Source organism: Rahnella sp. JUb53, assembly GCF_004346065.1.
GTDB lineage: Bacteria > Pseudomonadota > Gammaproteobacteria > Enterobacterales > Enterobacteriaceae > Rahnella > Rahnella variigena.
This window is the reverse complement of record NZ_SLYT01000004.1, coordinates 371,437-392,647: the sequence shown is the minus strand read 5'-3', so window position 1 is coordinate 392,647 and position 21,211 is coordinate 371,437. Positions and strand designations below refer to the sequence as shown.

Genomic DNA, 21,211 nt, shown 5'->3' with positions numbered 1-21,211 from the left:
GAAAACATTAATGCTGATTATGATGATGGTTATTTCACCGGCTGTTCTGGCGATGACGCCGGAAGATACCCTGTTTAATAATCCGGCCTCACCGTGGTTTGGCGCGAAAAATCCCCGGCTGACGATCGTGTCTTTTACTGACTACAACTGTCCTTATTGTAAGCAGTTTGACCCGATGCTGGAAAAGGTCGCGGAAGAAAATCCTGACGTAAAAGTGGTGATTAAACTGCTGCCTTTCCGCGGTGCGAGTTCCATTATTGCCGGTCGTGCGGCGATGACCGTGTGGGAACAACATCCGGAAAAGTTTCTGCTCGTGCATCAGCGGCTGATGTCTAAAAAAGGGCAGCATGATGAGGCCAGCGCACTGGAGGCCGTGAAATATGCCGGGCTGGAACCTATACGCGTGACGCCAGCCAGTTACCTTGAACTGAAAACCAATGTGGAGATTGCCGAAGTGTTGGGGATTCAGGGGACGCCAGCGACCATTATTGGCGATCAGCTGATCGCAGGCGCTATCTCTTATGAGGATTTGCAGAAAGTCGTGAAGGAACAACTGGCGAAGGCAACACATGACCAGACTTAAACGCTGGGCGCGCGAAGGTGCGATTCTTGTTGTGCTGATTATGGTGGTGATGCTGGGAATGGATTTTCTGCGTGCGCCGCAGGCTCCCGCCAGTTTCGGCAGCCAGCCGTTGCAGACGCTCAGCAATCAGTCCCTGACGCTCGACGAGCAAAGCCAGCAGCGTCCGCTGCTGGTCTACTTCTGGGCAACGTGGTGCGGCGTCTGCAAAATGACCACACCTTCCGTTGCCCGGCTGTCAGAAGAAGGAGAGAACGTTCTGACCGTGGCGTTGCGTTCGGGCGACAACGCGGCGCTGGCGCGTTATCTGCAAGGAAAGGGCATTCAGATGCCGGTGGTTAATGATTCACGTGGCGATTTGTCGGCGCAATGGGATATCGGCGTCACCCCGACGTTTATCATTATTGATAAAGGGCAGGTTATCGCCACGACAACGGGCTGGACCTCTTACCGGGGGATGAAAGCGCGGATGTGGTGGGCGAAAATCCGCGCCTGATTGGCTGCTTTCAGAAAACAAAAGGCCTTCACCGTGGTGAAGGCCTTTCTTCATATTACGTTTATGGCTGGGAAATCAGTTCGCGAGGAACCGTTTCTCATCGGTCAGCACCTGAAGCAGTAAACCCAGCTCCGGTTTCTGATCTTTAATCCGTTTGCCGTCGGTATCAAAGGCGCGGTAATCGCCGTTGCTTTCCAGTTCCAGCGTCTGATCTGGTGTCGTGATGATAAGCGTTCCGTCATCGCTGGTGGTTACCCAGTTATGGCGACGCTTGGCAGCAAACAAATCTTCACCCTGCGAATAATCCGCCGGTGACGTCGTGACGTGCAACAGACGCTGCATCAGCGTCGTCATCACATCCGCATGGTCAGTCAGCTTATTGATACTTTGCGCAGGTGTGCCCGGCCAGTGAATGATCAGCGGAACCTGCAGCTGGCGGCGGTTCATGGCATTGCCTGAACCCCAGGTGCCGTTCTCGTTGAATTCAATACCGTGAGACGCCGTGATCACCACTACGGTTTTATCCAGCTCACCGCGGTCTTTCAGCGATTGCAGAATGGACTTGATCTGGTCATCAACGCTCAGAGCACCGGCCTGATAGCGGTGAATGAAGGTGTTACCTGTCGGCACACTTTCACTGTCCTGACGTAACGCCGCGCTGATGCCGTTCAGATTGACGTAAGAGAACCACGGGCCATTACCCCGCACGTTCAGCCACTGCTGCCACTGACTCACGGTTTGCCCATCGGACTGTTTAACCGGCGGCGGCAAGGTGAAATCGGTCAGCAAGGCCTGACGGTACAACGGGCTGTTAAAGCCGTCCGAGGCAAACAGACCAAATTCATAACCCTGTTGCTCCAGCGACGTCACCAGTGCAGAAGGTTTGCGAGCCGCCAGAATGCCCTGCATATAGCTTGGGGAAATCCCGTAGAACAGGCCGAACTGGCCGGTATCATTACGGTTGCCGGAGCTGAAATGCTGGTCAAAACGGATGTTATGATTGGCGAAATCACTCAGCGCTGGCATATCTTTATCCAGCGTGGCGGTATGAACACCATCCACCACAATCATCAGCAAATTATATTTTGAACCGGTTTTCGCAAAGCTGATGGAGTTCAGCGGATATTCCACTGCCAGCGCTTCGGGATTCCCTTGTTCGATCAGCCGTTTCTGGTATTCCTCGGCATTCAGCAGGCCGTGTTTCTCAAGGAATTTACGTGCCGTCATCGGATACGAGAGCGGAAGATTCGCGCGCTGCATGGTGATCGGACGATAGAAATTGGCATCCGCCCAGATATACATCAGGTGCGACGCAAAGAAACTGGCAATGAATAGCACCACAATCGGCTTGGCGAAATTACGGCGGTTCAGGCTGCGCAGTTTCTGCCATGCCCAGGTGCCAAACAGCATTTCGAGCAGGAAAATGACCGGCACAGCAATAAACATCAGCTGCCAGTCTCGCGCCATTTCGCCTTGTCCGGGGTTAACCACCAGTTCCCACACCACCGGATTGATATGCAGATGGAAACGGGTAAAGACCTCGGTATCAACCAGCAGCAACGTCAGTCCGGCGGTCGCCAGAATGGCAGACAAGAACCGCAGCAGCCGTTGCGACATCACCACAAAGGTCAGCGGGAAGATAATCAGCAAATAAGCAGAGAATCCGATAAAGCTGAAATGCCCAAGCCAGCTAACCAGCGCGTAAATACGCCCTTGCAAAGAAGAAGGCCAGTCTGAAACAAACAGGTAGCGGCTGCCGAGCCCGAGAATGAGCAGGATATTAAACAGGGCGAACCAGTGCCCCCAGCTGATCATCTGGGATACTTTTTCGCGATAGCGCTGACGATTTGTCACCATGAGAGGTATTGGGCAGTTTGTGAATTAATGGGCTTTATCTTCTCTTATCGACGCTTGCAACGCTTTAGCAAAAGACTGGGACAAGGCTTTGCGTTGTGCAGGAGCGACGCTGGTATTAATAAGGTTAGTCACCATATTGCCCAGAACCATCAAAGAAAGGTCTGTCGGGGCGCGGTGCTTTTCGAGAACAGTCGCCAGCTCGGAAAGGATCTGTTCAACGTGTTCGTCACTGTAACGGGATGATTGTGCCATAGAGTATTGTGCTTCTTGATCTGACAAAGTCCAATATCTTAGCCGATCACAGACCTACTTTCCGCATTTTTATAACCCCTTCATACTTCGGGTTACAGATGCGTTGGCTGCGCGCAGTCACCTGAATCACTTACCGGAGTAAGCTCATCGGGATTTCTTCGTTTGCCGCCTTCCTGAAACACGAATTATTTTGGGGTTTTTATCTCATTAAATCCCCATTTCTAAGGTATGAGCGGTTGCGGCTTTAGAGCTTCGGTGTTTGAATACGCCCCGCAGGCAAACCCTTCTTACACGGCTGCAATTCACACAGGAGAAAGTCCCCATGAGTCTGGATATTGAGCAGATTGCTCTGCACCAGTTGAACAAACGTGACGAGCAAACGCTGGATGTTGTGCTGCGCGATACGCTTCTGACGCCGAATGCGGCCGTTGATGAAATGATGGCCGAGCTGCACCGCGTCTACAGCGCTAAAAGCAAAGCCTACGGTCTGTTCAATGAAGACAGCGAACTGGCTGTGGCGTTGCGCAGTTGCCGCAAAGGGGACGACGATTTTCTGTCATTCAGCCGCGCTGCGACCGGCCGTCTGCGTGATGAGCTGGCGAAGTATCCGTTTGCCGAAGGCGGCGTGGTGCTGTTTTGTCATTACCGCTTCCTGGCGGTGGAATATTTACTGGTGGCGGTGCTTAACAGCCGCAGCAGTATGCGCGTCAACGAGCAACTGGATGTCAGCAGCATTCATTACCTCGATATCAATCATGCCGATATCGTGGCGCGCATTGATCTGACCGAATGGGAAACCAATCCGGAATCTACCCGTTACCTGACTTTCCTCAAAGGCCGGGTAGGGCGAAAAGTTTCTGATTTCTTTATGGATTTCCTGGGCGCGTCTGAAGGTCTGGATACCAAAGCACAGAACCGCGGCCTGTTGCAGGCGGTTGATGATTTCTGTACCGAAGCGCAGCTCGATAAGAACGAGCGTCAGAATTACCGTCAGCAGGTTTATACCTACTGTAACGAGCAGTTGCAGGCGGGCGAAGAAATCGCTCTGGATGATTTGTCCGAAGAGCTGCCCCCGTGGAATGATAAGAAATTCAAAGAATTTACCCAGGAACAGGGCTATCAGCTGGAAGAAACCTTCCCGGCGGATCGCAGTACCTTGCGTCAGCTGACCAAATTCGCCGGCAGCGGCGGCGGGCTGAGCATCAACTTCGATGCCATGCTGATGGGCGAACGCATTTTCTGGGATCCGGCGACCGATACCCTGACCATTAAAGGCACACCGCCGAATTTGCGGGATCAGTTACAGCGTAAAGCGGGCAATAAATAATACCCGTCATACTTCAGGCTGCAGATGCGTTGGCTGCGTTTGCTCACCCCGGTCACTTAGCTATCTAAGCTCCCGGGGATTCACGAACTTGCCGCCTTTCTGCAACCTGAATTATTTAGGGTATCGGCAGATTTCAGGCAATAAAAAACACCGCCTGGGCGGTGTTTTTTATTTGTTCTCGCACGGCGTCCCGATGCGCACTAACTTTTTACTCAGAGAGTAAAGTCGCGTTATTAAACGCGAACGAAGTCAATGTGAGCCAGTTTTGGCTTGAACGGGTGACGCTGTACAGCCTGAACTTTAACTTTGGTTTCTTTACCGTCGATGACCAGAGTAATAACTTCAGAGTAGAACTCCGCTTTAACTTCCATGTTCTTAACAGAATCATGGTCCAGTTTGATAGAAACCGGAGCAGCTGAGCCACCGTAAACGATAGCTGGGAATTTGTTAGCTGTACGCAGGCGGCGGCTCGCACCTTTGCCCTGCTCGTCCTGTGGACGTACTTCTACATTGATAGTGATCATTGTATGTTTCTCGATTAGAACTACTTCTAAAATGTGCCCCGCCACCTGCGACCGAGTGACGAGTTGAGTACTGCGGCTTTCACACAAGGCGAAAGCGGGCGGTATGATACCGGAGCAGGGCAACGGCAGCAATACAAATCGCTGGTTTACTCACCCGCGCAGCTCATTTGCGCGCCGGTACCGGCCTTCATAATCGAACATTTTTTCGCGTACCTGCCAGAACTGGCCTTTCATGCGTGCCACCACAAAATCCGGATGACGCAGTAAAACCTGCTGCGCGACGATATCCGCAGCGGTATTCCATTCCAGTGGCACGCCCGGCGCACGCTGGTGCGGACGCAGGAAATTATGTAAAAACGCCATGCGCTGGGCGGGCGTCGTCAGGCGAAAACGCTCGGAAACGTCCGCGCCGTCCTCATCGTAATAGGTGATCTTCAGCCATTCGCCTTTGTCATCGCGACCGTTTTCCAGGTTCATGCCGCCGCAGCGCAGCACCAGCGCATCTTTCAGGCGCAGCGCGGCTTTCAGCATATCGTCCGGATCAACCAGAATTTCCTGACACTGATGACAGCGTCGCGCGGCGATATCGTTTTCCGCGCCGCAGTGCGGGCAGCTTTTAAAGCGGAAACGGAAATCGCACTGTTCGCGATTGCCCTCGTCATCCTCCAGCACGCCCTGACAACGGCGGCCAAAATGCTCAATGATGGTGCCGTCTTCCGTAGTTTTCCCCCAGAAGATATTGGCAAAACCGCAGGCGGGACAGAACACCTGCACCGGTTTGTTATCGCCCGCAGGCTTATGGCTGCCGACTTCCGGCGTAAACAGATCGTGCGGATTACCGGCGTAATCGAGGATAAGGCAGTCGGTTTTGCCCGGCGCCAGCCGCAGCCCGCGGCCGACGATTTGCTGATACAGGCTGACGGATTCGGTCGGGCGCAGGATGGCGATCAGATCCACATGCGGCGCATCGAAGCCGGTAGTCAGCACAGACACATTCACCAGATAGCGTAACTGCTGCGCTTTAAACGCATTGATCAGCCGGTCGCGCTCGACGGCGTGCGTTTGTGCGCTGATCAGCGCCGCTTCGCCGTCGGGCAGCAGACCGAAGATTTCACCCGCGTGTTCCACCGTCGAGGCGAAAATCATCACGCCTTTGCGATCCTGCGCAAATTCAACAATCTGGCTGATGATGTGCGGCGTGATACGCTTTTGCTGACGCAGTTCGTCATTCATATCTGCTTCGCTGAACAGCCCGTTGCTGTTGGCCTGCAACCGGCTGAAATCGTAGCTCACCACCGGCATATCGAGCCGCTCAGGTGGCACCAGAAAACCGTTTTTAATCATGTAACGCAGCGGCAGTTCATAAATGCAGTCGCGAAACAGACTGTTCGCATCGCCACGCACAATGCCCTGATGGTGATACTGATAAATCCAGCCCTTGCCTAAACGGTAAGGTGTGGCGGTCAGGCCGAGCAGGCGCAGACGCGGATTTTGTGCCTTAAGATGGCCGATGATCTGCTGATACTGACTGTTGTCATCGTCGGAAATCCGGTGGCATTCATCGACAATCAGCAGGGAAAACTCACCGCTGAATTCTGCCAGATTAGGCGCGACGGACTGCACGCTGCCAAACACCACTTTGCCGCTGCTTTGCTTGAGATTCAGGCCAGCGGCGAAAATATCCGCCTCCAGGCCGTAAGAAAGGTATTTACTGTGGTTTTGCGCCACCAGCTCTTTGACGTGGGCGAGCACCAGAACGCGGCCGCGCGCTACTCTCGCCAGCTCGGCAATCACCAGACTTTTCCCCGCGCCGGTCGGCAATACGATCACTGCCGGTTCGTCATGCTGGCGGAAATGACGCAGGGTGGCATCCACGGCATCCTGCTGATAGGGGCGAAGCGTAAAAGCGGTCACGGCAACAGTCACCTGTAGTTTTACTGTTAATAAAGACAGTGGTGGAGTATGCCAAGAAATCAGGGCTATAGCGATGAGCAAAAAAATCACCTGACGTGAATGTTTAGCCTGCTTATTTTCCTTCTTCCTGACCGGTTGCGCGGCTATACTGTTCGCCTCAATGTGGCAGCCTGTCTGCCTCCTCTAAGTAATAATAACTCGTTGCAATTATTACGAATCGAACAACCCTGAACCCTGTCAGTTGCCTATAGCGACGGCGGGGTCTTGTGTTTTATCAGTAACGCGATCACTCAGATCGCCATGAAGGCAAGTCTACTCAATGCGTCTGGACAAGTTTCTATCTCAGCAATTAGGTGTAAGCCGCGCGCTGGTTTTGCGTGAGCTTCGCAACAAACGTGTCACCGTTGACGGCGAAATCGTTAAAACGGGTGCGATGAAAATCAGCCCTGAGCAGCGTGTCGAATTTGACGGCAACGTACTGGATCAAATCACCGGCCCGCGTTATTTCATGCTCAACAAACCGCAGGGCTACGTGTGTTCTACCGATGACCCTGATCATCCGACCGTGTTGTATTTCCTCGAAGAACCGGTGGCCTACAAGCTGCATGCGGCAGGGCGTCTGGATATCGACACCACCGGTCTGGTACTGATGACCGACGACGGCCAGTGGTCACACCGCATCACCTCACCGCGTCATCACTGCGAAAAAACCTATCTGGTTAATCTCGAACATCCGCTGGCTGACGATACCGCTGCGCAGTTTGAAGCGGGTGTTCAGCTGCATAACGAAGATTCCCTGACCAAACCGGCACAACTCGAGAAAATCGAAGATTGCCTGGTGCGCCTGACCATCAGCGAAGGCCGTTATCATCAGGTGAAACGCATGTTTGCCGCCGTGGGTAACCGCGTGGTGGGTCTGCATCGTGAACGTATCGGTGAAATCGTGATGGATGAAGATTTAGAACCGGGTCAGTACCGGCCTTTAACCGCGCAGGAAATTGCCAGCGTTGGCGTTCCCTCGCGCTAGTTTTTCCTAAAACTGGAGCAGCTGAAAGTGCAAGAAAAACCGGTATCCCACATCGGACTGATTTTCATCCTGGGATTGATATCGATGCTGATGCCACTGGCCATCGATATGTATCTGCCAAGTATGCCCGTCATCGCGCAGGAATATGGTGTTCCGGCGGGCAGTGTGCAAATGACGCTCAGCGCCTATGTGCTGGGTTTTGCGATAGGGCAGTTGTTTTACGGACCGATGGCGGACAGCCTCGGGCGTAAGCCGGTTATCTTCTGGGGCGTGCTGGTTTTTGCCGTCGCTGCCGGTGCCTGTGCGCTGGCGCAATCGGTCGAACAGCTGGTCTGGATGCGCTTCCTGCATGGTCTTGCCGCCGCCGCCGCCAGTGTCGTTATCAATGCGCTGATGCGCGATATGTTCACCAAAGACGAATTCTCGCGAATGATGTCTTTTGTGGTGCTGGTCATGACCGTCGCACCGCTGCTGGCGCCGATGCTCGGGGGGCTGCTGATGGCGGTTTTCAGCTGGCACGCGATTTTCTGGGCGATGGCAATTGCCGCGCTGATCGCCGCCACGCTGGTGGGCGTCTATATCAAAGAGACGCTGCCCAAAGAACGACGGCAGAAGTTTCATCTGCGTACCAGCGTCGGTAACTTTGCCTCACTGTTCCGCCATAAACGCGTGCTGAGCTATATGCTGGCGAGTGGTTTCTCGTTCGCCGGGATGTTCTCCTTCCTCAGCGCCGGTCCGTTTGTCTATATCGAACTGAATGGCGTTTCGCCGCAGCACTTCGGTTTTTACTTCGCGCTGAACATTGTGGCGCTGGTGATCCTGACTCTCATTAACAGCCGTAATGTGCGCCGTGCGGGCGCGGTGAAGATGTTCCGCTTCGGGCTGTTTGTGCAGCTGACGATGGGCATGTGGCTGGTGATCGTCTGTACCTTCGGTTTGCCGTTCTGGGCGATGGTGATTGGTGTGGCGGGATATGTCGGTGTGATTGCGATGGTCACGTCAAACGCCATGGCGGTGATTATGGATGACTTCCCGCATATGGCCGGTACTGCGGCTTCACTGGCGGGGACGATCCGCTTCGGCACCGGTGCAGCGATTGGTTCGGTCCTGTCACTGTTTACTGCAAAAAGCGCCTGGCCGATGGTCGGTTCAATGGCGTTCTGTATTCTGGCTGCGACGCTGCTGTATCTCTACGCCAGCCGTCCGGCGAAAGTCACTGCGGAAACGGCATAACTCAGACTGCTCTTTCCCCTCGTAAGAGGGGAAAGAGCAGAAGCATTAAATCACTTCTGCTTTCACTCCCTGAACGCGTCGCGCTGCTTTGGCACGGGCATATTCGTCGGCCATGGCTTTGGCTTTTGCGCCCGGCACCAGCGCCATATCGCACTCTTTCGGCAGTAACGTCGTGACCGCGGCGGCAATCAGCAATGAGGCTACCAGCGCATAAATCGCGGTGCTCTGACCGTACAGGCTGACCAGCACGCCGACCAGATATGGCCCGCAGAAACCACCCAGATTCCCCAGACCGTTAATCACACCGCGTGCGCTGCCCGCAACTTCCGGCGTGGTGACTTTGCCCGGAATAGTCCAGAAGGCGCTGGTCGCGGCTTGCAGGAAGAAACCGGCACCGACCAGGAACCCGTAGGCCGCCATAATGTTATGACCGAACGCCACGGACGCCGCCAGGCAGGCTGCGAAACCACACAGCGGCAGGGCGATGAACATACGGCGTTTACCGGTTTTATCCGACAGCACCGACATCGCCAAAATCCCCAGCATGGTGCCGACGTAAGGGATAATCGCCAGCATGCCGACTGAACTCATGTCACCGCCGGTCAGGTTTTTCAAAATGGTCGGCAGCCATAATGTATAGCCGTAAATCCCGGTCTGGTAGAAGAAGTTTATGATGATCAGTTTGACGATAGACTTGTTACGGAACACCTCTTTCAGCGGCGCGTTATTCACCGGTGCCAGCGCTTTCAGGGCTTCACGTTCGCGGTTCAGCTCCGTCACCAGGTAGTCGCGTTCACGCTCTGACAGCCATTTCGCTTCTTCCGGACGGTCGCTGATGGTGAACCACCAGAAAATCATCACCACGAAAGACAATGCCCCTTCGATGATGAACAACCAGCGCCAGTCGAGCGTATCCAGAATCAGACCCGAAAGCGGCGCGGTGATCATCCCGCCGAGCGGCGCGAACATCAGCACGTAAGCATTGGCGCGACCGCGCTCCTTATCCGGGAACCAGTTGCTAACCATGGTCAGCACCACCGGCAACATCCCGCCTTCTGCCACACCCAGCGCAAAGCGCAGGAACAGCAACTGATACTGATTGGTGATAAAGCCGGTCAGGATGGAGATCACCGCCCAGGCAATCAGCGAGCAGGCGATAAATTTCCGTCCGCTGCCGTGAACCGCCAGACTGCCACCCGGAACCTGCAGGAATAGATAACCGATAAAGAATATACCGGCGGCCAGTCCGGCCATTGAAGCGGTAATCCCTAATTCCGCGTCCATACCGCCGGGCATGGCGAAACTAATATTAACCCTGTCCATGAAGGAAATAATGCAGGCGATAAGTATTGGTGTAATAACACGTAACCAGCGGGCCTTAGGAATCTTATTATCCATTCTGTGATCCTCGGTGATGCTCGTCATACTTCAGGTTGCAGATGCGTTGGCTGCGCCCGCCAAGCCCGGTCACTTACTTGTGTAAGCTCCCGGGGATTAACGGCCTTGCCGCCTTCCCGCAACCCGAATTATTTAGAGCATGTTCAATGCGACGTTTAATTTACTAATTACTATTTCGTCTTTCGGCGATGACTTAATAAAAGCATTTTGAGGAAAGTATTTCGTGACAGGCGTCACGTTGAATTATGTTAAGAAAAGGTGTTACCACATACGTGATCCTGCACCGGAGTTCGCGTGCAGGATTGAGGGGCGAAATGGAGGCTGAAAGAAGAATTAAATCGTGCCGCCGAGGGAAATTCGGTAGTGCAGATCCACGCGTTCGATTGTCGGCAACTTTCTGATTTTTTTAAGCAAAATCTCAGCCACCACTTTACCCATCTCAAAGCGCGGCGTGATCACGCTCGCCAGTAATGGTGTGGTCGCCAGCCCGATATCTAATCCATGGAAGCCCGAAATCGCCATGTCCTGCGGAACGCGGATGCCTAATTTGATACATTCCTGTAACACGCCGACCGCAATATCGTCATTGGTACATAAAATCGCGTTAGTTTGCGGATATAACTGACGCGCCATGGCTAACATTCCGGCGCCGATAGACACCGATGAAACTTTATTGGGCGTGATATGTACCGGCGTCAGACCCCGTTCAGTCATGGCGCGGCTGTAACCCTGATAACGTTTCTGGTCACGGGCATCCGACATCGAACCGAAATACACCACATGCTCTTTGCCGCTGGCGAGGAGGGTATTCGCCATATCGTAACCGGCCTGCTGATTATCAAAACCGACCGCAATGCGCCCGTGCGTGTCATCGAGATCCATCACCTGTGCGACAGGAATTTCAGAAGCATTCAGGTACTTATCGGCTTTCAGCGTATGCACGGAATCGGTCAGGATCAGCCCTGCCAGCTGATAACCCAGCAGATTGACGATATGTTCTTCTTCGCGTTCTTTGCTGTAATCGTAATTGACCACCAGCGTCTGAAAGCCCTGTGCGGAAGTGACCGACTCAATGCCAGCCAGCAAATCGGAGAAAATCTGGTTGTTGAACGAGGGCACTAAGATGCCGATACGCGGCGCTTTGGCCGGTCCGCGGGCTTCTTCCAGCGGATATCCCACTTCTTCCATCACCTTCGTAATGCGTTCGCGGGTTTCAGGAGACACCTTTTCCGGCGTGCGCAGAAAACGGCTGACCGTCATCTTTGTGACGTCCGCCAGTTGGGCGATGTCCTGTAATGTCACGCGCTGATTTCTCATGCGGAATTTTCCTGATTGGGCCTGCAAAGATACCTTGTTATTGAAACAGAAAGCGCCGGAAATTGTTATCAAAATGATGAGGATCACACCGGGAGTAACAGGGTTTTTTAACATTCCGTGAGGTGATCTGCATCACAGTTTGGCGCGGGGTAAACCGGTGTAGTGAAGCTAACTTTTCAAATCTGCATTCAATAAGGCCAACGTCATGACAAATCTCTTTTCACTGGATAATAAAAAGATTCTGATTACCGGCTCGACGCGCGGTCTGGGTTTCCTGCTGGCGAAAGGGCTGGCGCAGCATGGCGCAGAAATTATCGTCAACGGCACACAACCGGAGTCGACACAAAAAGCCGCTGAAGCCCTGCGTGCTGAAGGCTTTATCGCCCATGCCGTTTCTTTTGATGTCACCAGCAGTCAGGCGGTGAATCAGGCGATCGATCATATCGAAAGCACCATCGGGCCGATTGATGTGCTGGTAAATAACGCCGGTATTCAGCGTCGCCATAAATTCACTGAGTTTCCGGAAAAAGACTGGGACGACGTGATTGCCGTGAATCAGAAATCTGTATTCCTGGTTTCTCAGGCGGTAGCGCGATACATGATCCAGCGCGAGCGCGGCAAAATCATCAATATCGGTTCGATGCAAAGTGAGCTGGGTCGCGACACCATCACGCCATACGCCGCTTCAAAGGGTGCGGTAAAAATGCTGACCCGCGGCATGTGTGTCGAGCTGGCGCGCTACAATATTCAGGTCAACGGCATCGCGCCGGGCTATTTCAAAACGGATATGACACAGGCCCTGGTGGATAACAAAGAGTTCTCAGAATGGTTGTGCAAACGCACTCCGGCTGCACGCTGGGGCAATCCGGAAGAGCTGGTCGGCGGCGCGGTTTATCTGTCGTCTAAGGCCTCAGATTTTGTAAATGGTCATCTTTTATTCATCGATGGCGGCATGTTAGCTGCGGTCTAGGAGGCCCAATGAACAAAATCGCATTAATCACTGGCGGGGGCAGCGGTATTGGCCTGAGCGCCGCCAAAGCGCTGGAAGCGACTGGATTTACCGTGATCCTGGCCGGACGAAACAAAGAAAAGCTGGAGCAGGCTGTCGCGCTGTTTGCGCCGGGACAGGCGGTGGCGCGCCAGCTGGATGTGACCAGCCCGCAATCGGTCGCCGCGCTGTTCCAGGATATTCAGGAAACCTTCGGGCGTCTGGATTTACTGTTCAATAACGCCGGTAATAACGTAAAGGATGTTCCAATCGAAGAACTGCCGGTGGAAGACTGGCTGTCGGTGATCAATACCAATCTGACCGGCGCATTTTTATGTACGCAGGCGGCGGTGAAACTGATGAAACAGCAATCGCCGCAGGGCGGACGCATCATCAATAACGGCTCGATTTCAGCACAGTCGCCGCGCCCGAATTCCGCACCCTACACCGCCAGCAAACACGCCATTACCGGGCTGACCAAGTCCACGGCGCTGGACGGGCGAGCGTTTAATATTGCCTGCGGGCAAATTGATATCGGTAATGCGGCCACAGATATGGGCAATAAGGCGCTGGCGGGCAGAATGCAAGCCGACGGACATATTGCCGAAGAACCGGTGATCCCGGTGGAACGCGTCGGCGAGGCGGTGGCGTTTATGGCCGGTTTACCGCTGGATACCAACGTGCTGACCATGACCGTCATGGCGAGCGCCATGCCGCTGGTGGGACGCGGTTAAATGCACTGAGCTGGAAATAATGGTGGTATATCTATTTCCAGCCAGTTATACATTCATATAAAGCATTAACTTTTTTTAATGGTGTATTTAATTTTTCCAAAAAGGAAGATTATAAAACACATGATCTACTAATTTAATTAGCTAATTTCAAAACTTAATATTAATGATATGGTGAGTTTGAAATTAACCTAGCAAGCTAATATGGAGATGTAGATTATGGATTTCAAAAAGAATAATTTCCCCGCTTTACTCCTTATGTTGACGAGCACACTGTTTACCTCTGTAAGTTTTGCAACTCAGATCGTCAATGTTCCCGATAATAAATTTCATAAATGTCTGAATGGCCATCTTAAGCAGTCTGACTATCCTCTTGCACCAATCACAGATACGCAACTAGCCAGTCTGACCGGTTTAATATCTTGTGCGGAAACCGGGACTGCAGATATTACCGGTGCGGAATATTTAATAAATATCGATAATCTGAATCTTGAATATAATAAACTGACTGCTGTTGATCCCCTGGCCGGACTTACACAACTGACAAAACTTTCTGTGGGTGGTAACCACATTGCCAGCGGCGCATCGCTTAAGGGGTTGATCAATCTTAAAGATTTGGATATGAACAATAACGATATGTACGATGCTGATTTTATTTCAGAAATGCGTAATTTAGTGAGTCTGAATCTGAGTGCAAATATGATAAAAACATATCCTGGGATAGAGAATCTTACCTCACTGGAAAATCTTTATTTGCAAAGCTCCAATATTTTGGATATTTCAGAGTTCTCAACGTTGACCCAGTTGAAACAACTGAGTATTGATACAAATCATATCGCAGACATGTCACCTCTGGCAGGAATGAATGCGCTGACATCATTGCTCATCAAAGGACAAGATATCCAGCTTAATCCTGTACCTAACACGGGTTCCCTTACGATTAATAATCCTGTGATAAGTATTAATGGGACACCCGTCCCCCCGACTTATATCAGTAATGGCGGCGTTTATCAGGAGGGAAAAATTGTCTGGACTACTATTCCGGCCGGGATTGACAGTGTCAGTTTTGATTTCGGTCAGGAAATTGAGTTTGATGGTCTGGAAGTGCCCTTCGACGGGACTGTAACTCAATATTTAGAATAAATCTGTTAAGTAAAAAACGGCCCGTGATGGGCCGTTTTGCATTTCAGTTTCCGCATTACGCCGCTTTGGTTTTGCGTTTCCGGCCAAGCCAGAAAATCAGCACCAGCAGAATTATGACGCCCGCGACCATTGCCGGAGCCATAAACGGCTGCAGTTTTGCCAGCAAGGTGACCGGACCGCCTGCACGTAACACCGCGACATCCTGTGCGCTGACCTGAATAGCCGCGTTGCCGTAGTTCTTCAGCACATAGTTAGAGATATCGGCAATCTGCTGATCGTCGAGCTGACCGACATACGAACCCACGCCAAATTTTGGCATCAGCACGTGATGGTCGCCGACCTGACGATCCACGCCATACAGAATGGCGGAAATCAGGTTAGATGCGTTGCCCATACCAGTCGCAGTGTTGTTGAACAGCGACGGATACGCCTGATTCTCGCTGCCGGAGCCATCCGGCTGATGGCAGCTGGCGCAATAGCCGCTGAACAATGCTGCCCCGTTATCGATGGTTTTGTTCGCGTTATACGGATGTGCACCGCGCAGACCTTCTTCAACATTCACCGGCTTACCGAAAGTATCCGCCGCCTGCGTATCACGCGGGTCACGTACCGGCGTGCTGTTTTTCAGGTAGAAGGCAATCGCGTTCAGGTCAGTGTCAGACATGTATTGCAGGCTGTTTTGCACCGCTTCTGCCATGCCGCCTGCCGCCTGGTTTTTGCCAGCGGTACGACCGGTTTTCAGGTATTCCACCAGCTGAGCCTGCGACCAGTTACCGATACCGCTGACCGGATCAGAACTGATATTAGGCGCATACCACGGGCCAACCATGCCGCCCGCCAGGGGTTTATCCGTCACCGACCCCATCATCAGGTTACGTGGCGTGTGGCAGGTATCACAGTGACCGGCACCGTTCACCAGATAGGCGCCACGGTTCCATTGCTCGCTTTTCGACGGATCCGGCTTAAACGGCGTGCTGTCGAGGTACATCATGTTCCAGCCCGCCATGGCAATACGCATGTTGAACGGGAACGGCAGGGCAGTTTCAACATTCGGCTGCTCGACCGGCTTCACCCCTTGCTGGAAATAGACATACAGCGCGTGCATGTCGGCATCGCTCATATGGCTGTAAGAGGTGTAAGGCATGGCCGGATACAGGTTTGCACCGTCAGGGCGAACGCCTTCACGTACCGCACGGGTAAACTGTTCTTCGGTGTAATTACCGATACCAAACTGCTTCGACGGCGTGATGTTGGTGGTGTAAATCGTGCCCATCGGCGAGTGGATTTCATAGCCACCGGCAAACGGCTTGCCGCCTTCCGGCGCGGTATGACAGGCCTGACAGTCAGCGGCTGTCGCGACGTCCTGACCCTGATGGATAAGTGCAGCCTGAGTGTCATCGGCCATCGCGCTGGCGGCAAAGCCCCCGAACGCGGCGCTCAGCAGACAGGCGGTGAGAAGTTTTTTCATGCTGCACCTGCCAGTTTTTTCGCCATGTCGTCTGCCGCTTTCAGACCGAGTGCGGCCATAGTCAGCGTGCTGTTGACCACGCTGGACGACGGAATCGCACCGCCGCCCGGCAACCACAGGTTAGCGTGGTCGTGCGCACGGCATTCGCCGTTCACCACGGAATCTTTCGGATCACTGCCCATGATGGTGCCGCCCATGATGTGGTTATTGGCGTTCAGGCTGGTGGTGATGTTGAATTCTTCGGCCATAAACAGAGAACCAATGTGTTCCAGCTGCTTATGCGCGGCTTCTGCACCTTTACGCACGTAATCGCCGACATCGTAATGAATGTCCGGGCACGGCAGACCGTGCGGATCTTTACGGGTGGTGCTGAGCGTCAGGCGGTTATTCGGATCCGGCAACGGTTCCAGGCTGATAGATAAGTCCACGCCAAAGATCGAGCGGCGGCGAATTTCCTCATCCAGCTCTTTACCGACCAGCCCCATCTGCAACGCTTTGGACGTCGCCGGGATCACGCGACTGATGTTGTTGAGGATCATTTTGTTGGCAGAATAATCTTTGCGGAAATCGCCGTCGCGCGGGCCGACCAGACAACTGCTCTGCGCCGGACCGCGACCAATCCACAGCGGCTCTTTGGCGATGAACGTACAGTGGAAACCGGAGTGGTCCATCATGTTACGGCCAACGTGATCAGACGAGTTGGCGATGCCGTTCGGGTTCTTTTCGTTAGCCGCCATCAGCAGCAGACGCGGAGTTTCGATACCGTTACAGGCCAGTGCGAAAACTTTACCGGTGGCTTTGTGCGATTTTTTATCGCTGTCCAGCCAGTGAACGGCGGTCACATTGTTGTTTTCATCGGTGTCGATTTTGTAGACCACCGCTTCGGCCAGCACCACGGCGCCTTTGTTTTCTGCGCGCTCCACGTGAGCAATACCGTTATACATCGCGCCAATCGGGCAGATCGGCTGGCAGTTGTTGTTACCGCAACAGGTTGGACGACCGTTCCACGGACGCGTGCTGCGACCTTGTGGGATTGGCACCGAACGGTAACCGTGCGGGTTCACAATTTCAGCGAAACGCGTATCGCCGTAACCGTATGGCACCTGTTCCATCGGATAGGGTTTGCTGCGCTCGGAAGGGGATTGCAGCTCAGGATCATTCGGGCCCGCGACGCCAATTTCTTCTTCCGCGCGGCAATAATAAGGTTCGAGTTCATCGTATGAAATCGGCCAGTCGCGGCCCACGCCGTATAACGTTTTCATTTTGAAATCGTTAGGAACGTGACGCCAGCAGGACGCCGCCCAGTGCCAGGTGGTGCCACCGACGGTGCGCAGATAACCCTGTTTGAAACTGCTGGCGCTCGGCCCGGTCAGGTGGACGTAATTATTTTCCGGGAAGTACAGCGGAGCAGGGGCTTTTTCTGACTGCGGATACAAACCCTGGAAGTCAGAACCCGCGCGGTTTTCGAAAGGCATATTGCGCCAGTTTTCCACAGCCTGAGCGCGCTCAATGCGTAAGCCTGCTTCCAGCACCAGCACGGAATGTCCCTGGCTGACCAGCTGATCGGCAATCATGCCGCCCACGATGCCGGAACCGACAACAATCACATCAGCAGACGCATCGCCGTCTGCAGTAAATTCTGGTTTTTTCATCAGGCTTTGCTCACAACATTTGTTTCAGAAGGATTGGTAAAACGATCGGCGTTCATGGATTCCGGCATCGCGGCAGCAGGGGGCGCAGCGGTGAAGTACAGCGGACCATTACCGCAGTAAGTCGGCACAATCAGACCGTCACTCACCGGGCGATACATCAGCGCATCTTTGTATGAAATCAAAATGGAATCGGTTCCATGTCCGACCGTGCCGGTATACCACGCAGTGACGATACTGGTGACCAGTTCACCCAGACCGTTTTGCTTTGCTACCTCCTGCAAATCTTTCGCCGCCTGACCCGGTTTTACCAGCGCATGTAACTTGCTGACCTGTGCGGGGAAATCAGGCTGTGAACGATAAAAGGCGTTAAAAATCTGTGCGGAAGAACCTTCGCTGATATTTTTATGCTCAGTGATGGCCTGTGATACCAGATAGAACTGACCGAAGATGACCGGCTCTTGCGTGGCGGTTTCTTTCTCCGCCTGGCTCAGGAACGGGAAGCCGAGCAGGGTGGTCGCCACCATCGCGGAGGTGAGACCTTTCAGCAGTTCACGACGACTGAAACCGGTTCCATTTTCGGGTGAGTTGCTTCCAATGATTGAAGGATCGTTTTCCATCTCTTTCTCGCTGGGAATGGGTTGTTTTGCCAAACGGCAGTGAATTCGCTTGTCTGATTCTTATTATAATTTGCGTAATGTGAGATTTATCAGCGGGTTAGTTCCAGCCAATATCTGTCCCGATAGGGTATACCACTTATAACGGTGCGGATGATAAGCCAAAGATGAGGGATTTGTGCAAACAAATTGTGCGGATTTATTAACATTAGATCCAGATTTTAACGTATGATGCGCCGCGGAAAATTTTGTAACCAACTGGTTCATTTCAGGCTGAAATTAACAACTGTCTTTGACAGTTACTTAACGTAATTAGTCTGTAATTGTTTAATATATAAGAAATAATATGAGCTTGTGGCATTTTTCGGGATTGTCATTTGTATATTAAATGTAAACGAATAAGCAATTAAAAGTAACGCCAAATGATTAAAATGGTTGTAGATCAAGCCGGAAAAGGTTACAAATAGGCCAAAATGAGATCTGCCTCTCAGATTATCCGGAGACAGACATAAAAATAAGCTCAGTCTGCAGTTTTGTATCTGGCGACGTTAATTTAATGTTAATTATTTGAGCGCAAGTTGGGCAAAGCGGAGACTGTCGGCTATAACTTAAGCTGTACGGTTGTAGCGATTTTGTAAAAACATCTCGTATAAGATGTGTGAATCACTGTCTGGGGAACCACGTGAATAATATCCAACTTTCGGTAGTACATCGTTTACCGCAAAGTTATCGCTGGTTGTCGGGTTTTGCCGGTATCAAAGTTGAACCGATTCCGCTGCCTGGTAACGATGAAGATAACAATCTGATTGGCCTGAAACTGCTCAGCCATGAGGGTGAACTCGCCTGGCAGGTTATGCACCAGCTGACGAATGCGTTAGAAGATATTCAGGTTAAAGCCGCAATCGTAGAAATTGACGGTGAACCCTGCCTGTTTGTTCATCGTGAAGATGAAAGCGCCACGCTTTGCTGCCTGAAGAATATCGGCGCCGCGATCGCAGAATCCGTCACCGCACTTTATCCTTTCTGAACCGCCTGAAACGACATGCTTTCAGGCGATTTCCTTCTGCACCTGTTAGCCGGTACTATTCGATTAGGTCGAATGCGTCCGACGCTGCCAGTAACTCGCGGGTATAAGTCTGCTGCGGCGCGGTAAAAATCTGCTCGCAATCTCCCTGTTCGACCACTTCCCCGTTTCGCAATACCATCAGCTGGTGGCATAAAGACCGCACCACGTGCAAATCATGGCTGATAAACAGATACGTCAGGCCGTGGCGCTGTTGCAGCTCACTGAGGATCGTCAGAATCTGCGCCTGCACCGATTTATCCAGCGATGACGTCGGCTCATCCAGGATCAGCATTTCCGGCTGTAAAATCAGCGCGCGGGCAATCGCAATACGCTGGCGCTGACCGCCGGAAAACTCCGTTGGATAGCGATGGCGCGACTTCGGATCTAATCCTACTTCCCGCATGGCGCGGATCACTTCCTGTTCCCGCTCCTGTTCGCTGATTTTCCGGTGAACCAGCAAACCTTCAGCAATAATCTGCCCGACCGTGAATCGCGGATTCAGTGCCGAGAACGGATCCTGAAATACCACCTGTATCCGGCTGCGGAACGGCAGCATTTTTTTGCGCGAAAAGGTGTGCAGCGGCTGGCCGTCGAACCAGATTTCGCCCTGTGACCTCATCAGACGCAGCAACGCCAGACCGGTGGTGCTTTTACCTGAACCGGATTCACCCACCACGCCAAGGCTTTCGCCGCGACGCAACTGAAAACTCACCTGATTCACCGCATGTTTGATACCCACGGTCCGGCGCAACAGTCCACGTTTTATCGGGAAACCCACATCCAGATTTTTGACGTCGAGCAGCACGGAAGCATCGCCTTTCAGCGGTTGCGGGTGACCCTGAGGTTCAGCTTGTAATAACTGGCGCGTATACGGGTGCTGTGGCTGGCTGAACAGCGTGGCGCGGGGTTGCTGTTCCACCACGCGACCGTTCTGCATCACCGCCACGGTGTCCGCCAGACGGCGCACTATGCGCAGGTTATGGGTGATAAACAGCATCGCCATGCCCATTTCCTGCTTGAGTTCATCCAGCAGCGATAAAATCTGTGCCTGAACGGAAACATCCAGCGCGGTGGTCGGTTCATCGGCAATCAGCAGTTTCGGGCGGGTCAGCACCGCCATGGCAATCATCACGCGCTGGCGTTCACCGCCGGAAAGCTGATGCGGAAAATCTCTCAGGCGCGAGGCGGCCTGACGGATACCCACGCGATCCAGACAACGCAGAATTTCGCTGCGTGCCGCCTCACCGCGCAGATTACGGTGCAGCATCAGCACTTCTGCGAGCTGTTTTTCCAGCGTATGCAGCGGATTGAGCGACACCATCGGTTCCTGAAAGATCATCGAAATTTCATTGCCACGGATCCGGCGCAGGGTAGTGCTGTCAGCATGAAGTAGCGATTGCCCGGCAAACACGATATCGCCCTGCGGATAACTCACCGAAGAGGGCAGCAGGCGTAATACCGACAGCGCGGTAACGCTTTTGCCGGATCCGGATTCACCGACCAGTGCTAAGGTTTCACCGGCATGAATAGTGAGCGACACATCGGTGGCCACTTCCCGCTGCTGGCTACCCTGACGGAAGGCGACGCTGAGATTTTTGATTTGTAAGAGAGGAGAGTCTGCCAT

Annotated in this window: 19 protein-coding genes; 9 read left to right on the top strand and 10 right to left on the bottom strand. The window is 53.0% G+C overall.

Annotation, left to right across the window (positions count from 1 at the left end; genetic code table 11):
• Positions 1-10: 10 nt before the first annotated feature.
• Both EC840_RS12325 and EC840_RS12320 read left to right on the top strand, forming a co-directional pair.
• A complete protein-coding gene (locus tag EC840_RS12325; RefSeq protein WP_240783350.1) occupies positions 11-583 on the top strand; it encodes a DsbA family protein in 573 nt (190 codons plus the stop codon).
• Positions 570-1,076, top strand: a complete 507-nt coding sequence (locus EC840_RS12320) for a protein disulfide oxidoreductase (RefSeq protein WP_132965546.1) — start codon at positions 570-572, stop codon at positions 1,074-1,076. The genes EC840_RS12325 and EC840_RS12320 overlap by 14 nt, the downstream gene beginning before the upstream one ends.
• 75 nt (positions 1,077-1,151) lie before the next feature.
• Here the strand turns inward: EC840_RS12320 and yejM are convergent, their stop codons facing one another.
• Complete coding sequence (yejM, locus tag EC840_RS12315; protein ID WP_120162038.1) at positions 1,152-2,933, bottom strand: LPS biosynthesis-modulating metalloenzyme YejM; 1,782 nt, start codon at positions 2,931-2,933, stop codon at positions 1,152-1,154.
• 24 nt (positions 2,934-2,957) lie between these two features.
• On the bottom strand, positions 2,958-3,185 hold the full coding sequence (locus EC840_RS12310; RefSeq protein ID WP_104921319.1) for a YejL family protein: 228 nt from the start codon (positions 3,183-3,185) through the stop codon (positions 2,958-2,960).
• A gap of 322 nt (positions 3,186-3,507) precedes the next feature.
• Here EC840_RS12310 and yejK point away from each other — a divergent pair, with 322 nt between their 5' ends.
• Positions 3,508-4,512, top strand: a complete 1,005-nt coding sequence (gene yejK, locus EC840_RS12305; protein ID WP_119822553.1) for a nucleoid-associated protein YejK — start codon at positions 3,508-3,510, stop codon at positions 4,510-4,512.
• A gap of 233 nt (positions 4,513-4,745) precedes the next feature.
• On the opposite strand, the gene rplY is transcribed toward yejK, so the two are convergent.
• On the bottom strand, positions 4,746-5,036 hold the full coding sequence (gene rplY, locus EC840_RS12300) for a 50S ribosomal protein L25 (RefSeq protein WP_113877459.1): 291 nt from the start codon (positions 5,034-5,036) through the stop codon (positions 4,746-4,748).
• Positions 5,037-5,186: 150 nt separating this feature from the next.
• On the bottom strand, positions 5,187-6,950 hold the full coding sequence (locus EC840_RS12295; protein WP_132965544.1) for a DEAD/DEAH box helicase: 1,764 nt from the start codon (positions 6,948-6,950) through the stop codon (positions 5,187-5,189).
• 319 nt (positions 6,951-7,269) lie between these two features.
• On the opposite strand from EC840_RS12295, the gene rsuA reads away from it, so the two are divergent.
• On the top strand, positions 7,270-7,977 hold the full coding sequence (rsuA, locus tag EC840_RS12290; RefSeq protein WP_112290097.1) for a 16S rRNA pseudouridine(516) synthase RsuA: 708 nt from the start codon (positions 7,270-7,272) through the stop codon (positions 7,975-7,977).
• 27 nt (positions 7,978-8,004) lie between these two features.
• Positions 8,005-9,210: a Bcr/CflA family multidrug efflux MFS transporter gene (locus EC840_RS12285; protein ID WP_132965542.1), complete on the top strand. Its 1,206-nt coding sequence runs from the start codon at positions 8,005-8,007 to the stop codon at positions 9,208-9,210.
• A 45-nt stretch (positions 9,211-9,255) separates the two neighbouring features.
• Here the strand turns inward: EC840_RS12285 and EC840_RS12280 are convergent, their stop codons facing one another.
• Both EC840_RS12280 and EC840_RS12275 read right to left on the bottom strand, forming a co-directional pair.
• The gene (locus EC840_RS12280; protein WP_037036162.1) at positions 9,256-10,608 is read right to left on the bottom strand and encodes an MFS transporter; all 1,353 of its coding nucleotides are present in this window, start codon (positions 10,606-10,608) and stop codon (positions 9,256-9,258) included.
• Positions 10,609-10,941: 333 nt separating this feature from the next.
• Positions 10,942-11,925, bottom strand: a complete 984-nt coding sequence (locus EC840_RS12275) for a LacI family DNA-binding transcriptional regulator (RefSeq protein ID WP_132965540.1) — start codon at positions 11,923-11,925, stop codon at positions 10,942-10,944.
• A 205-nt stretch (positions 11,926-12,130) separates the two neighbouring features.
• On the opposite strand from EC840_RS12275, the gene idnO reads away from it, so the two are divergent.
• The 3 genes from idnO to EC840_RS12260 all read left to right on the top strand — a co-directional run bounded on the left by idnO (position 12,131) and on the right by EC840_RS12260 (position 14,787).
• Positions 12,131-12,895 (top strand): gluconate 5-dehydrogenase, encoded by a 765-nt coding sequence (idnO, locus tag EC840_RS12270; protein ID WP_113877461.1) that lies wholly within the window; start codon positions 12,131-12,133, stop codon positions 12,893-12,895.
• Positions 12,896-12,903: 8 nt separating this feature from the next.
• Entirely contained in the window at positions 12,904-13,647 is a 744-nt protein-coding gene (locus tag EC840_RS12265; protein WP_112287835.1) for an SDR family oxidoreductase, read from the top strand.
• A gap of 216 nt (positions 13,648-13,863) precedes the next feature.
• The gene (locus tag EC840_RS12260; RefSeq protein WP_132965538.1) at positions 13,864-14,787 is read left to right on the top strand and encodes a leucine-rich repeat domain-containing protein; all 924 of its coding nucleotides are present in this window, start codon (positions 13,864-13,866) and stop codon (positions 14,785-14,787) included.
• 55 nt (positions 14,788-14,842) lie between these two features.
• On the opposite strand, the gene EC840_RS12255 is transcribed toward EC840_RS12260, so the two are convergent.
• From EC840_RS12255 to EC840_RS12245, 3 genes are read right to left on the bottom strand one after another with little or no spacing between them, the layout of a single operon-like run.
• Positions 14,843-16,255, bottom strand: a complete 1,413-nt coding sequence (locus EC840_RS12255; RefSeq protein ID WP_132965536.1) for a cytochrome c — start codon at positions 16,253-16,255, stop codon at positions 14,843-14,845.
• A complete protein-coding gene (locus tag EC840_RS12250) occupies positions 16,252-17,907 on the bottom strand; it encodes a GMC family oxidoreductase (RefSeq protein WP_113877465.1) in 1,656 nt (551 codons plus the stop codon). The genes EC840_RS12255 and EC840_RS12250 overlap by 4 nt, the downstream gene beginning before the upstream one ends.
• Positions 17,907-18,524 (bottom strand): sorbitol dehydrogenase family protein, encoded by a 618-nt coding sequence (locus EC840_RS12245; RefSeq protein WP_112287838.1) that lies wholly within the window; start codon positions 18,522-18,524, stop codon positions 17,907-17,909. The genes EC840_RS12250 and EC840_RS12245 overlap by 1 nt, the downstream gene beginning before the upstream one ends.
• Positions 18,525-19,203: 679 nt before the next feature.
• Between EC840_RS12245 and EC840_RS12240 the strand changes: the two genes are divergently transcribed.
• Positions 19,204-19,548 carry a YejG family protein gene (locus EC840_RS12240; RefSeq protein WP_112287839.1) on the top strand — a complete coding sequence of 115 codons (345 nt, stop codon included), beginning with the start codon at positions 19,204-19,206 and terminating at the stop codon, positions 19,546-19,548.
• A 55-nt stretch (positions 19,549-19,603) separates the two neighbouring features.
• Here the strand turns inward: EC840_RS12240 and yejF are convergent, their stop codons facing one another.
• Positions 19,604-21,211, bottom strand: coding sequence for a microcin C ABC transporter ATP-binding protein YejF (gene yejF / locus EC840_RS12235; protein ID WP_132965534.1), 1,608 nt, complete (start codon positions 21,209-21,211; stop codon positions 19,604-19,606).